14 protein-coding genes and 1 tRNA gene are annotated in these 12942 nt (G+C 59.9%); 10 read left to right on the top strand and 5 right to left on the bottom strand.

Annotated elements, in window-relative coordinates:
* Positions 1 to 3 precede the first annotated feature (3 nt).
* From LNV08_RS07850 to LNV08_RS07805, 10 genes are all read left to right on the top strand, one after another.
* The gene (locus tag LNV08_RS07850; RefSeq protein ID WP_263533142.1) at positions 4 to 1086 is read left to right on the top strand and encodes a phospholipase; all 1083 of its coding nucleotides are present in this window, start codon (positions 4 to 6) and stop codon (positions 1084 to 1086) included.
* A gap of 245 nt (positions 1087 to 1331) precedes the next feature.
* On the top strand, positions 1332 to 3251 hold the full coding sequence (gene thrS / locus LNV08_RS07845) for a threonine--tRNA ligase (protein ID WP_263533141.1): 1920 nt from the start codon (positions 1332 to 1334) through the stop codon (positions 3249 to 3251).
* Between the two features lie 71 nt (positions 3252 to 3322).
* A complete protein-coding gene (gene infC / locus LNV08_RS07840) occupies positions 3323 to 3868 on the top strand; it encodes a translation initiation factor IF-3 (protein ID WP_263533544.1) in 546 nt (181 codons plus the stop codon).
* Positions 3869 to 4120: 252 nt separating this feature from the next.
* Positions 4121 to 4324 carry a 50S ribosomal protein L35 gene (rpmI, locus tag LNV08_RS07835; protein WP_263533140.1) on the top strand — a complete coding sequence of 68 codons (204 nt, stop codon included), beginning with the start codon at positions 4121 to 4123 and terminating at the stop codon, positions 4322 to 4324.
* Between the two features lie 23 nt (positions 4325 to 4347).
* Complete coding sequence (gene rplT, locus LNV08_RS07830) at positions 4348 to 4704, top strand: 50S ribosomal protein L20 (RefSeq protein WP_263533139.1); 357 nt, start codon at positions 4348 to 4350, stop codon at positions 4702 to 4704.
* 229 nt (positions 4705 to 4933) lie between these two features.
* On the top strand, positions 4934 to 5971 hold the full coding sequence (gene pheS, locus LNV08_RS07825; RefSeq protein WP_263533138.1) for a phenylalanine--tRNA ligase subunit alpha: 1038 nt from the start codon (positions 4934 to 4936) through the stop codon (positions 5969 to 5971).
* A gap of 26 nt (positions 5972 to 5997) precedes the next feature.
* Positions 5998 to 8442: a phenylalanine--tRNA ligase subunit beta gene (pheT, locus tag LNV08_RS07820; protein WP_263533137.1), complete on the top strand. Its 2445-nt coding sequence runs from the start codon at positions 5998 to 6000 to the stop codon at positions 8440 to 8442.
* 61 nt (positions 8443 to 8503) lie between these two features.
* Positions 8504 to 8836, top strand: coding sequence for an integration host factor subunit alpha (locus tag LNV08_RS07815; RefSeq protein WP_263533543.1), 333 nt, complete (start codon positions 8504 to 8506; stop codon positions 8834 to 8836).
* A gap of 34 nt (positions 8837 to 8870) precedes the next feature.
* The gene (locus tag LNV08_RS07810; RefSeq protein WP_263533136.1) at positions 8871 to 9353 is read left to right on the top strand and encodes a MerR family transcriptional regulator; all 483 of its coding nucleotides are present in this window, start codon (positions 8871 to 8873) and stop codon (positions 9351 to 9353) included.
* A 13-nt stretch (positions 9354 to 9366) separates the two neighbouring features.
* Positions 9367 to 9443, top strand: a tRNA-Pro gene (locus LNV08_RS07805).
* Between the two features lie 205 nt (positions 9444 to 9648).
* On the opposite strand, the gene LNV08_RS07800 is transcribed toward LNV08_RS07805, so the two are convergent.
* The 5 genes from LNV08_RS07800 to LNV08_RS07780 all read right to left on the bottom strand — a co-directional run bounded on the left by LNV08_RS07800 (position 9649) and on the right by LNV08_RS07780 (position 12937).
* Entirely contained in the window at positions 9649 to 10176 is a 528-nt protein-coding gene (locus LNV08_RS07800) for a hypothetical protein (RefSeq protein ID WP_263533135.1), read from the bottom strand.
* A gap of 474 nt (positions 10177 to 10650) precedes the next feature.
* Positions 10651 to 10926, bottom strand: coding sequence for a hypothetical protein (locus LNV08_RS07795; protein WP_263533134.1), 276 nt, complete (start codon positions 10924 to 10926; stop codon positions 10651 to 10653).
* 11 nt (positions 10927 to 10937) lie between these two features.
* Positions 10938 to 11306, bottom strand: a complete 369-nt coding sequence (locus LNV08_RS07790) for a hypothetical protein (RefSeq protein ID WP_263533133.1) — start codon at positions 11304 to 11306, stop codon at positions 10938 to 10940.
* 18 nt (positions 11307 to 11324) lie between these two features.
* Positions 11325 to 12527: a phage major capsid protein gene (locus LNV08_RS07785; protein WP_263533132.1), complete on the bottom strand. Its 1203-nt coding sequence runs from the start codon at positions 12525 to 12527 to the stop codon at positions 11325 to 11327.
* On the bottom strand, positions 12524 to 12937 hold the full coding sequence (locus LNV08_RS07780) for a hypothetical protein (protein WP_263533131.1): 414 nt from the start codon (positions 12935 to 12937) through the stop codon (positions 12524 to 12526). The genes LNV08_RS07785 and LNV08_RS07780 overlap by 4 nt, the downstream gene beginning before the upstream one ends.
* Positions 12938 to 12942 lie beyond the last annotated feature (5 nt).

The following is a 12942-nucleotide window of genomic DNA, read 5'->3' as shown; positions in this document are numbered from 1 at the left end:
GCAATGCAGGCCTTACAAATTTTTGCCGGCCCGCGCGCCCGTGCGCGCTTGGCCGAGCGTGGCCTGCGTCCGGACGATGTGCGCGTGGTGCCGGCGGCTGCCGGTGGCCCCAAGGGTCTGATTCTGGGGCCGCTGGATCAGTTCATCTTCGGGGACTGGTTGGCGCGCAGCAGCCAAGAAGTGCATCTGCTCGGGGCCTCGATCGGCGCCTGGCGCATGGTGACCGCTTGTTTGGGGCGTAACGCGCAGCAGAATGCGGCTGAGTTCGAGCGCCTCACGCATGAATACGTGCATCAACATTACGACAGCCCGGCCGGCAAGATGCCGACGGCTGCCGAGGTGACGCGCGGCTTTGCGGCCAAGTTGGATGAGGTCTTCGGTGGACGCGAGGCGCTGGCGCTGAGTCACCCGCGCTACCGGCCGCATTTGTTCACCTCGCGCGGCCGCTACCTGCTGGCCCGCGAGGGAAAGCTGCGCACCCCGCTGGGTTATACCGGCGCCTTCATCGCCAATTTTCTCGGCCGCCGCTTGATGGGTGGCAGCCTGGAGCGGGTGGTGTTTTCGCCCCCCGGAGCCGAGCTACCGATGCCGCTGCACGATTACCGCAGCCGCCAAGTCGCTCTGACGCCGCAGAACTTTCAAGCTGCTTTGCTGGCCAGTTGCTCGATCCCGTTCTGGCTGCAGGCGGTACACGACATTCCCGGCGCACCGCGCGGCGCGTATTGGGATGGCGGCATTACCGATTACCACTTGCATCTGAACTACTCTGAAATGTTGGAGGGAGGTTTAGTTCTGTATCCGCATTTCCAGCGGCAGGTGATTCCGGGCTGGTTGGACAAGTCACTCAAGCGCCGCCATCGTTCCAGCGCTTTCCTGGACAACGTGGTCTTGCTGGCGCCGCATCCGGATTGGGTCAAGACCTTGCCGCGCGGCAAGCTGCCTGACCGGGCCGATTTTCAGCATCATGGTAACAATGTGCAGGCGCGTGCGGCCGACTGGCAGCGCGCCGTCGCCGAGAGCCAGCGTTTGCGTGACGAATTTGCCGCTGCCTGCGAGCGGCCCAGCGTCGCGGCGCTGCCGCTGTAAGGGCAATGACTTGATCCATGGCTACAATTGGGCCATCTGCAACGAACAAGGGCGAGAAAGGCATCATGGTTATGACACCGCGAACTACGACCACACCCCGACCTGGGTTTAGTCGGCCGCGCCTCGTCACGACTTAACTTTCTCTTCCAAGTGCTGCTCAGGCAGCCATCGATCAAAGCGCGGCACAGCCCGCGTTTTTTTTCGACCTCAAACATAGCCCCGCCGCCTTCTTCAGGAGTTTCTTCATGATCGCTATTCAATTGCCCGACGGCTCCAAGCGTGAGTTCCCGCAAGCCGTCACCGTGGCCGAAGTGGCCGCCTCGATCGGCGCCGGTCTGGCCAAGGCTGCGCTGGCCGGCCGTGTCGGCGCAGGTGCGGATGCCAAGTTGGTCGACACCAGCTATTTGATGGAAGCCGACACACAGTTGGCCATCATCACCGACAAGGACGCCGAAGGCCTCGAGGTCATTCGTCACTCGACCGCCCACTTGCTCGCCTATGCGGTCAAGGAGTTGTTCCCCGAGGCACAGGTCACCATCGGCCCGGTGATCGAGAACGGCTTCTTCTACGACTTCGCCTACACACGCCCGTTCACGCCCGAAGATCTGGCCGCGATCGAGTCGAAGATGAGCGAGTTGGCCAAGAAGGATGAGCGCATCACGCGCACGGTCTTGCCGCGCGACGAGGCGGTCAGCTATTTCAAGAACCTGGGCGAAGCCTACAAGGCCGAGATCATCGAGAGCATCCCGGCCGATCAGGATGTATCCCTGTATGCCGAAGGCAAGTTCACCGACCTGTGCCGCGGCCCGCACGTGCCGTCGACCGGCAAGCTCAAGCATTTCAAGCTGATGAAGGTGGCCGGCGCCTATTGGCGCGGCGACCACCGTAACGAGCAATTGCAGCGCATCTACGGCACGGCCTGGGCCAGCAAGGATGATCTGCAAAAGTATCTGATCCGCCTGGAAGAGGCCGAGAAGCGCGACCACCGCAAGCTTGGCCGCGAACTCGACCTGTTCCACATGGAAGAGAACGCGCCGGGCTTGGTGTTCTGGCATCCCAAGGGCTGGACGGTCTGGCAACAGCTTGAGCAATACATGCGTGCCGTCTATCGCGACAACGGCTATCTGGAGGTCAAGGGCCCGCAAATTCTCGACAAGCATCTGTGGGAGAAGACCGGCCACTGGGATAACTATCGGGACAATATGTTCACGACCGAGTCGGAAAAACGCGAGTACGCGCTCAAGCCGATGAATTGCCCCGGCCATGTGTTGATCTTCAACCAAGGCATCAAGAGCTACCGCGATCTGCCGCTGCGCTTCGGTGAGTTCGGCCAATGCCACCGCAATGAGCCTAGCGGCTCGCTGCACGGCATCATGCGCGTGCGCGGCTTCACCCAGGATGATGGTCACATCTTCTGTACCGAAGATCAGATCCTTGAGGAATGCATTGCCTACACGCAGTTGCTGCGCAAGGTCTATGCCGATTTCGGCTTCACCGACATCATCTACAAGGTGGCAACGCGGCCCGAAAAGCGCGTGGGCTCCGATGCGCTGTGGGACAAGGCCGAATTCGCGGTGATGGAGTCGCTGCGCCGCTCGGGTTGCGAGTTCATCGTCTCGCCCGGCGATGGTGCTTTCTATGGACCGAAGATCGAGTACACGCTGAAGGATGCGCTGGGTCGACAGTGGCAATGCGGCACCATGCAGGTGGACTTCAATACGGCCGAGCGCCTTGGCGGCGAATATGTGACCGATACCAGCGAGCGCGCGCACCCGGTGATGTTGCACCGCGCCATCGTCGGCAGCCTGGAGCGATTCATCGGAATTTTGATCGAACAGCATGCCGGCGCCTTGCCGGTTTGGCTGGCGCCAACGCAGGTGGTGATCGCCAATATCACCGACGCGCAGGCCGATTACGTCGCCGAAATCGTGAAATCTCTGCAGAAACAAGGGCTTAGGGTTCAGGCAGATTTGCGAAACGAGAAAATCACGTATAAAATCCGCGAGCATTCTTTGCAAAAGGTTCCATATATCCTGGTCGTAGGCGACAAGGAGAAGGCAAATGGAGCCGTTGCGGTGCGCGCCCGTGGCAACCAAGATCTGGGTGTGATGGCCTTGGAAGACTTCATTGTGAAGATTTCCGCCGACATCACCCAAAAGGCTTGAGATCGCTGCACAGGGCGCGCTTTTGTTTTGTTTGGGCTCCTCGCCTTGGGGCTCGCTGAAAGGTATGCACCATCGCTACATTTGCTGACCGTCGAGCCATTCCTGAGCGCAAGCATCGGCTGAATCGCGAAATCTTGGCTCCTGAAGTCCGTTTGAACGGCCAAGAAAACGAGCCGCTCGGAATTGTGAGCATCCACGAAGCGCTCCGCATGGCGGGCGAGTTGGATGTGGACGTTGTCGAAATCTCTGCCACGGCCGTCCCACCGGTCTGCCGTTTGATGGACTACGGCAAGTTCAAGTACATCGAGCAAAAGCGCGCTGCCGAGGCGAAGTCCAAGCAGAAGGTCATTGAAATCAAGGAAGTTAAATTCCGTCCGGGTACGGACGAGGGCGACTACCTGATCAAGATGCGCAATCTGCGCCGCTTTATTGCGGAAGACGGCGACAAAGGCAAGGTGACCTTGCGTTACCGTGGTCGCGAGATCACCCACCAAGACATCGGTATGCGTTTGCTGGAGCGAATCCGCGACGAGTTGTCCGATGTGGCCGTGGTTGAGAACATGCCCAAGCTGGAAGGCCGGCAAATGATCATGGTCCTGGCGCCGAAAAAGCGTTAAGACCTCGAAATTGACGCTACTGAAAACGTAGCGAGGAAGGCCAGCTGCTAGGCGCACGGCGCGCAGCGACCGAAACATACTTTGGGTATGTTGAGGGAGCGAGCACCGCGCAACAACGCAGATGGCCTCCGCAGTAGTTTTCAATTCAGCCCGCTGATTTGGTCGTTAGCGGGCTTATTAGCCTCCAGAGGCCCCCAAGTTCTGCATGAGTAATGCAGACGCCCCTGGAAGCGTTCACAAGAAGGAGCAATCATGCCCAAAATGAAGACCAAGAGCAGCGCGAAGAAACGTTTTCGCGTTCGTCCGGGTGGCACCGTTAAGCGCGGCCAGGCGTTCAAGCGCCACATCCTCACGAAGAAGTCCACGAAGAACAAGCGCCACTTGCGTGGCACTACCGGCGTGCACGAGACCAACATGGGCCATATGGCTCAAATGTTGCCCGGCGCTGGCCTCTGATCGACTTCTGAAGGAGAAATACTATGCCTCGCGTTAAACGTGGTGTTACCGCACGTGCCCGTCACAAGAAGGTCCTGGCTTTAGCCAAGGGCTACCGTGGTCGTCGTAAGAATGTCTTCCGCATTGCCAAACAGGCAGTGATGAAGGCAGGCCAATACGCCTACCGTGACCGTCGTGCCAAGAAGCGTGTGTTCCGCGCACTCTGGATTGCCCGTATCAATGCGGCTTCCCGTGAGTTGGGCCTGACATACAGCAAGTTTGTGGCTGGCCTGAAGAAGGCTCAGATCGACATCGACCGCAAGGTCCTGGCCGATCTGGCTGTGCGTGATCCTGCTGGTTTTGCCAGCATCTTCGCCAAGGTCAAGGCCGCTCTCGCTTAATGTCCATCTGCCGCCGCAAGGCGGTAGTTGGCAGCCCCGAACTGGCTCGCTGGTTTGGGGTCAGCACCCAAAGGCCGACACCCTGGTGATCGGCCTTTTTTTATTGCCTAGGATTTACGCAAGGCAGTTCCGGTGAGATGTTTTTTTGCTTCGCTTGGATCAATTTTGCGTAAGTCCTATTCCCCTCTAATTCTTGCCTCAAGACTTGCTTGATGAAAACGGCTCCGCGATGAACGACCTCGATCAATTGCTGCAAACGGCGCAAGGCGAATTCGCCGCTGCGACCACGCCCGCCGACTTGGAAAATGCCAAGGCTCGCTTCCTCGGTAAAACCGGTCGCGTGACCGAGTTGCTCAAGGGCATGGCTGCCCTGGCCGTAGAAGAGAAGAAGACCCGCGGCGCCGAAATCAACGTCTTGAAGTCCGGCATCGAAGCCGCCTTGACGGCACGCCGCCAAGCCCTGGCCGACGCCGAGTTGGCCTTGCAGTTGAAGGCCGAGGCCTTGGACGTGACATTGCCCGGCCGCCAGCGCGGCAGCGGCGGCCTGCACCCGATCACGCGTGCGATGGAACGCATCGAAGGCATCTTCGGTTCGATGGGTTTCGACGTGGCTGATGGCCCCGAGATCGAGAACGACTGGTTCAACTTCACCGCGCTGAACACGCCGGAAGACCATCCGGCGCGCTCCATGCACGACACCTTCTACGTCGAAGGGGGTCATGTCTTGCGCACCCACACCAGCCCTATGCAGATCCGCTACGCGGTCCAGCATGTCAAGCGCCATCGGGCCTTGATCGATGCTGGCCAGCCCATGCCCGAGATTCGCGTTATTGCGCCGGGCCGCACCTACCGCGTCGACAGCGATGCCACGCATTCGCCAATGTTTCATCAGGTCGAAGGCTTGTGGGTGGGCGAGAACATCAGCTTCAAGGACTTGAAGTCGGTCTATGTGAACTTCCTGCAGCAGTTCTTCGAGACCACGGAAATGGATATCCGTTTCCGCCCCAGCTATTTCCCTTTCACCGAGCCGAGCGCCGAAATCGACATGATGTTCGCTTCTGGTCCGCTGAAAGGCCGTTGGCTCGAGGTATCGGGCTCCGGCCAGGTGCATCCGCAGGTGATTCGCAATATGGGTCTGGACCCTGAGCGTTATATCGGTTTCGCTTTCGGCTCCGGCATCGACCGCCTGGCCATGCTGCGTTATGGCGTCGGTGATCTGCGCCAGTTCTTTGATGGCGATCTGCGCTTTCTGTCCCAGTTCAAGTGAACCACCCGTAGCTCGAGAGATATCCCATGCAATTCCCTGAATCCTGGCTGCGGGCCTTTTGTAACCCTGCGCTGAATACCCAAGAACTGGCCGAGCTGCTGACCATGTCGGGCCTGGAGGTTGAAGAACTTCGTCCGGTCGCGCCGCCTTTCCATGGCATTGTGGTGGCCGAAATTCTGACCGCCGAACAGCACCCTAACGCCGACAAACTGCGCATCTGCAGCGTCAATGCCGGTGGGTCCTTCAACAATGGGGAGCCGCTGCAAATCGTCTGCGGCGCGCCGAACGCACGCGTCGGCATCAAGGTGCCTTTGGCAACCGTCGGGGCTGAGCTGCCTCCTGGCGAAGATGGCAAGCCCTTCAAAATCAATGTCGGCAAGCTGCGCGGCGTCGAGAGTTTCGGCATGCTGTGCTCGGCGCGCGAGCTCAAGCTCAGCGAAGAGCATGGTGGCCTGCTGGAGTTGGCGGCCGACGCGCAAATCGGCCAAGATATCCGCGCTCACCTGAATCTGGACGACACGCTGTTCACGCTCAAGCTGACGCCTAACCTGGCCCATGCCCTGAGCGTCTACGGCATCGCGCGTGAAGTCTCCGCCTTGACCGGTGCACCGCTGCAGATGCCTGTTATTGCGCCGGTTGCGCCGCAGATCGATGACAAGCTGCCGGTCCGCATCGAGGCAGCCGATTTGTGCGGGCGCTTCTCCGGCCGCATCATTCGCGGCGTCAACACCAAAGTGCAGACGCCCGCCTGGATGGTCGATCGTCTGGCCCGCTGCGGCCAGCGTTCGGTCTCGCCCTTGGTCGACATCTCCAACTATGTGATGTTCGAGTTTGGCAGACCTTCCCATATCTTCGATCTGGACAAAATCCATGACGAGTTGGTGGTGCGCTGGGCCAAGGCGGGCGAGAGCCTCAAGCTCTTGAACGGCAACACCGTTGCGCTGGACGAGACGGTCGGCGTGGTGGCGGATTCGCAAGGCGTTGAGTCGCTCGCCGGCATCATGGGGGGCGACGCTACCGCAGTGTCGGACGACACGGTCAACATCTATGTCGAAGCGGCGTTCTGGTTGCCCAAGGCAGTGATGGGGCGTTCGCGCAAGTTCAACTTCTCTACCGATGCTGGCCATCGTTTCGAGCGCGGTGTCGACCCGGCCTTGACCGCTCAGCATGTCGAGCGCATCACGCAGTTGATTCTCGATGTTTGCGGCGGTGCGGACACGCGCTGCGGCCCGCTGGACGATCAGACGACACAGTTGCCCGCGCGCACGCCGGTCAGCTTGCGGGTGGCGCGAGCTTCCAAGATCATCGGCATGCCGGTGAAGCAGGAAGACTGTGCCCGCGTGTTCACTCGCCTGGGTCTGCCTTTCGAGCAAGCACCTGGCGTGCTGACCGTGACGCCGCCGAGTTGGCGCTTCGATATGCAGATCGAAGAAGACCTGATCGAAGAAGTCATTCGCGTCATTGGTTATCCCAACCTGCCCTCGACGCCGCCCTTGGCTCCGGTGGTGGGCAAGGTGGCCTCGGAAGCGCGCCGCTCGGTGCATGCCTTGCGCCACGCGGTGGCCGCACGCGACTATTTCGAGACCATCAATTTCAGCTTTGTCGAAGCCCGCTGGGAGCGCGAGTTAGCCGGCAATGAGCAGCCGATTCAGGTCTTGAACCCGATCGCCGCTCCGCTGGCGGTGATGCGTACCAGCTTGCTGGGCAGCCTCATCAATACCTTGCGCTACAACCTGGCGCGCCGGGCCACGCGCGTGCGCCTGTTCGAGATTGGCCGCGTGTTTTTGCGTGACGCGACGGTGATCGAGAGCGACGCCAGCATTGCCGGTGTGGCTCAGCCGATGCGCCTGTCGGGTCTGGCCTACGGCCCGGCCGAACAGCAGCAGTGGAGTCAGCGCGACCGCAATGTCGACTTCTTCGACGTCAAGGGTGATCTGGAGGCGCTGTTTGCGCCGCGCCAGTTGCGCTTTGTGCCGGCCGAACATGCGGCATTGCATCCGGGCCGCAGTGCGCGCATCGAACTGGACGGTCAGGACATCGGCGTGATCGGCGAGTTGCACCCCAAATGGCGCCAGTCTTATGACTTGCCGCAGGGTGGTGGCGCGCCGATTCTGTTCGAGCTGGATCTGGCGGCTACTTTGCAGCGTGAGTTGCCGGCTGCTCAAGCGATCCCGCGTCAACAAGCTGTGCTGCGCGATCTGGCCGTTATTGTGGATGACAAGGTCAGCCACGACGGCCTGATGGCAGCCATTGCCGGTGCCCATGACGGATTGATTCGTTCCGCTAGGTTGTTCGACGTCTTCAAGCCGACTCAGGCCAATGCCGACATGAAGGATGGTGAGCGCAGTCTGGCCGTGCGCCTGGAATTGCTGGACGACGAAACCACCTTGACCGAGGAGCGCATTGAGCAAACGGTGGCAGCAGTGATTGAGGCTTTGAGTCAGCGCCTGGGTGCGCGTTTGCGCGGCTGAGGGTAGGGCGATGAGCGCAGAAGATTCAGGCGGCCAGGGCGGTGGTGGGCCGGCGCCCTTGATGTTGCTGGCCAGCTTGGACACACCGACTTTGACCAAGGCGGAATTGGCCGATCTCTTGTTCGACAAATTGGGCTTGAATAAACGCGAGTCCAAGGACATGGTCGAGGCCTTCTTCGACATCATCCACAGCAGCCTGGTTGCCGGCGACGAGGTCAAGCTGAGTGGCTTTGGTAACTTCACGATTCGACGCAAGGCGCCCCGGCCGGGGCGCAATCCGCGCACCGGCGAAGCTATCCCAATCAATGCCCGCGATGTGGTGACTTTTCACGCCAGCAACAAACTCAAGGCATTGGTGCAAGGCGAGGTGTGCGCCGAGGACGACTTCGAGTAGAGTCTGACCTCCCGACCTGAAGCCCTTGATTTCAATGGAAAACTCGCTCCCAGCGATACCGGCAAAGCGCTACTTCACCATCGGTGAAGTCAGCGATCTATGTGGCGTTAAGCCCTATGTGCTGCGCTATTGGGAGCAGGAGTTTAGTCAGCTCAAACCGATGAAGCGGCGCGGCAATCGGCGCTATTACCAGCACCACGAAGTGCTGTTGATTCGGCGCATCAGGGGTTTGCTCTATGACCAAGGTTTCACCATCAGCGGGGCCCGTAATCAATTGATTGAAGGCAACTCGCCGTTGACCGAGGACGAAGTGCGCCCGAGCGTAGCCGCCGGATCGTTGTCGTTTCCCAATGCACTTGAGGCCGCGGGGGCGGGTGAGGACGAGATCGGTGATGAGCGGGCATTGCTGGGTCTGCCAGCCTGCTCGCCTGTGAAGTTATCTCTCGATCAAGTTCGAGGCGAGTTAATTTCAATTCGAGAGCTTCTTCTTTCTTCGGACGTAAAATTTGCCCTATAATGGAAGGCTTAGTCGGGGCGTAGCGCAGCCTGGTAGCGCACTTGTCTGGGGGACAAGGGGTCGCAGGTTCGAATCCTGCCGTTCCGACCAAAAAACAGTAATAAAATCAACGGGTTAGCAGCTTAGGCAGCTAACCCGTTTTTCGTTTGGCTTGCAGAACCAAAAATTTAGCCACACCTTTAGCCACACCGTTGGCCGGTCCCGTCTTTGTTGATTCGAGTAGGTCGCCAGCGGCCGTCCAGAAACGACAAAGCCCGGAACAATGTCCGGGCTCGGGTGTCGGGGCGAGAAGCCCTTACTGTGCTGGTGTGGCCTTCCGATTGCGTTTTGGCGGGGATTTAAGGTCAAGTACTCGACCTCTAAAGGCTAGGTAGCTGGAATCTTTGAGGACCTGCGAATACTGCGCAGCCATGATGGCCGCCTGCTGCCGGCCAGCAGGACTATTCGCCCGCTCAATTTCAGCCCGATTCGAAGCTTGCATCCGCCGATACATCCCCGAGGCGTCGAGACGGTCTTTGATGTGGATGCAAATAATCCGAAAATAGTCCTCCCCAAACTCGCGTGATATTTGGCAAGCATTGGAGCCAACAGAGGGGCGGCGATTGAGCTTGAAATCTAGGTCGCCTACCCGCCAACTTAGCGAATCTTGCCCAAGCGGCCAGACCACGTTTTGAGGGATCAGCCCTTCATCCTCAATCGCGGCTCTTGATCCGACATAGATCACCATTCCAATCGGGCTTGGAACTACGCCGATTTCACGGGCAAGTTGTTCTGACATTGTGGGCGCAGCTGCGCCGGTCTTCGATTGCTGGGAGTTAGCCACGTTGGCTCCTTTTGAACAGGTTTTAAACCTGCCACCCTTAGCGACCAAGCAAGAGGGTGGCAGACCGTGCGGGGGGGGTTGGTCGACCGGCAAAAGGAACCGGCACACACTTGCGTGTGTCCCTCGCGCACGGCCCACCGTTGAAGGGGCCATACCGCACAGCATCACGCGGTCGTGAAAAAGCCGCTATCCCCCGAAAGGTGGCGCGGCTGCTGCGCCTTTTGAAACCGGGCGACCAAGCCCGCATCGCTGTTGTGCAGCGACGGCCTCAGTATTGCACAGTTCGACCGGCTTAGGTTCCAGCCGGTTGGCGGCCTGCCTGCTTCGCCAGACACTCGGGGTTCGTTTGGCTTACTTGGGACAAAGGCCGGATCGGCGCCGGAGACCCTGCGCCCAACAGGTACGCCGATCAGGCCTTTGACTTCGGTTCGCACAACAAAGCGAATGCCTGGCGAAGCAGGCAGGCGGGCGGTGCTATCGAATGCGTTTACTGGCGCGCTCGTTTGCTAAGTTTTGAGCTTGCACGGCGTCATGGATTGCTGAAAATTGATCGGTGTCGACAATTTCGCCGCGAGTGCTGTAAATGATGTCGCCGGCAACCGTGCCGGTGACGCTTACAACTTCGCCGACTTTGGTGACTCGGCCGTCGAGAAAGAAAGGCCGAAGTGTTCGCACTTGAACCAAGCCTGGCGCGGCGGTGGTGTTCGGGCCGCCCAGCAGCGAAGAAAACACGTCTTTGATGGCTTGCATGCTGCGACCTCTTAGACGTACTTCTTGACGCCGGAGACTGTAACGCTCAATAGCTGAGGCCCGGTCACGATGGTGCCGACATAGCGGAGATAGCGCTGGTAGCCGTTCGGATTGATCGCCACGGTTTGCAGGCCTGCGCCGGTGGTTGCTTGGGAGAAGCTCACGCCGGTATCTGTCCAGCCGGTCGAGCCATCAAGGCTCATTTGAAGCTTGCCATCAAGTGAGCCCGTGCCAAGCCCTTTGCTTTGGGTGACCAAGACCGGGCCGTCATAGCCCAGGCCATCGAATGCGGCGCTGGTGGCTGCGGCGGTGTTCGCGCAAGAGGCGGGGACGATCAACGCGGTGGTGGTGGCGTTGCCTGCGAAGTTGAATTGACTCATGGTTTTTTCCTTGGTGGATCAATTGGAAATGAACGCGACCGCATAGGCCGTGGGGTCGGGAAAGGCGACATCGAGCGTCACGAGGGCGCGCATGCTGACGACATTGGTGCGGAAGCCGGTGTAGGCATCAATCTCAAGCTCAAGACCGCCGCCAAACAGGCCCAGGATGGCCGTGGTGAAGTCACCATAGGCGATGGCATCGGATTGCATCGCCGAAGTGCAGTGCGCGCGCCGGCCGGCCACTACATCGTCTTTCCAGATAGCATCCATCGCCGACCCGGCATGAAGGCTCATGAGTTCTGCTCGCATGACCGGTCCGGCTATCCAGGCGGCAGCCGTGTCGCTGCCCCCGCGCATAGCGACATAGGTCTGAGCCGGCTTACAGCCTTCGCTCCAGAGTGCGCCCGAAGCAACGGGGTAGCGCATCAAGCCCTCGGCTTGCATCAAGCCACGAGGCCGACCGCTTGTGGGTTGCGCAGTGATGTTCCCAAGCACTGCGTTGTCGATGGCCTGGCCGGCAGCGCGAAGCAGCCGGGTTCGAATGAACTCGTCGGCGAATGCGCCTTGGCGGGCGAAAAGGCCGGAGTAATCGATGATTTGGCCCCAGGTGTGGGGCGTCAAGGTCGACAGGCCCGTGCGCGGCGTGTGCTTGGCGATGCTCGGTGATTCGGCGCTCATCCAAGTGCCACTGCGGTCCTCATCGGTACGACCGGACGGGATCAATAAATTCTGATTCAAGCCTGAGCGAACGTCAAAACCGGCTTGAATCGCAATGCTGTAAGGCCTCAGAGCGTCAACGGCTGCGCCTACGCTGGTGCCGATGAGGTTGCTGCCAGAGATAGGTACGTTTGAGGTCAGGCGGCGCTCTTGAGGCAGCAGCGCGCCCCATGGGATGCAGGCAGTATTGGCGAACTGACCACCCGAGCCTTTGATGCTTTCGGCTTCAGTGATGATCTCGCGCTCCAGCCCGTCGAGGGGCGAATTGTCGAGGTGAGCCTTCAGCATACGGCTGAGTGAGAACGGCGGCAGGTGTTGAGCGTTGCCTGAGGTTTGGCCTAGGGCCAACTGCCTGGCGACGTCCTTTTGCATGCGGCGAACAGAGGCTTCGCTAAGGGGAAGGGAGGGGTATGACATTTCGAAATCCATTCGTTGCGGTGGATTCCATCTTCCGATTTCATGGTGGCTCAGTCCATGAGCTAGCGGGGCTTGGCGGGCTTTCACCGACCGGCATCGCCCGCCATCTTGAAAATCAGGCTGTACTGATTCGAACCCTCGTGCCCGCTGGCGGCGTTCAACTCAAAGCCACCTGCGGGTTTTTCGATGGACTTGGCCAGCCACTTGCCCAGGCGCATCGAGCGGTTGCCGTCATGCGTGCCAATGCAGAGCTCTATGGCGACGGCCAGCGGCGCGCAGGTCATCGGCTCTTGCGCAGCCGCGGCGATCAGCTCGCCCGCCGTAAATGGCGCCGCGCCCATGCGCTCGGCTATGGCCTCGAATATCTGCGCCCGCTTGAGGCGTTCGGTTTGTGCCTCGCGCGACTGCTTTGGCGCCAGCCGTTGCAGCGTGTCGAGCACTTGGGCAAGCAGCTCAGATTGGCGCTGCATTTCGTCGGTGATTTGCGTCGGGCTCATGGCGC

It is taken from the genome of Paucibacter sp. TC2R-5 (assembly GCF_025717605.1).
GTDB classification, from domain to species: Bacteria; Pseudomonadota; Gammaproteobacteria; order Burkholderiales; family Burkholderiaceae_C; genus Paucibacter_A; species Paucibacter_A albus.
This window is presented reverse-complemented; position numbering and strand designations above follow the sequence as displayed.

Coding starts and splice junctions, on each gene's coding strand:
- LNV08_RS07850 (WP_263533142.1), top strand. CDS start 4: ATGCAGGCCTTACAAATTTTTGCCGGCCCGCGCGCCCGTGCGCGCTTG.
- thrS (WP_263533141.1), top strand. CDS start 1,332: ATGATCGCTATTCAATTGCCCGACGGCTCCAAGCGTGAGTTCCCGCAA.
- rpmI (WP_263533140.1), top strand. CDS start 4,121: ATGCCCAAAATGAAGACCAAGAGCAGCGCGAAGAAACGTTTTCGCGTT.
- rplT (WP_263533139.1), top strand. CDS start 4,348: ATGCCTCGCGTTAAACGTGGTGTTACCGCACGTGCCCGTCACAAGAAG.
- pheS (WP_263533138.1), top strand. CDS start 4,934: ATGAACGACCTCGATCAATTGCTGCAAACGGCGCAAGGCGAATTCGCC.
- pheT (WP_263533137.1), top strand. CDS start 5,998: ATGCAATTCCCTGAATCCTGGCTGCGGGCCTTTTGTAACCCTGCGCTG.
- LNV08_RS07815 (WP_263533543.1), top strand. CDS start 8,504: ATGTTGCTGGCCAGCTTGGACACACCGACTTTGACCAAGGCGGAATTG.
- LNV08_RS07810 (WP_263533136.1), top strand. CDS start 8,871: ATGGAAAACTCGCTCCCAGCGATACCGGCAAAGCGCTACTTCACCATC.
- LNV08_RS07795 (WP_263533134.1), bottom strand. CDS start 10,926: ATGCAAGCCATCAAAGACGTGTTTTCTTCGCTGCTGGGCGGCCCGAAC.
- LNV08_RS07790 (WP_263533133.1), bottom strand. CDS start 11,306: ATGAGTCAATTCAACTTCGCAGGCAACGCCACCACCACCGCGTTGATC.
- LNV08_RS07780 (WP_263533131.1), bottom strand. CDS start 12,937: ATGAGCCCGACGCAAATCACCGACGAAATGCAGCGCCAATCTGAGCTG.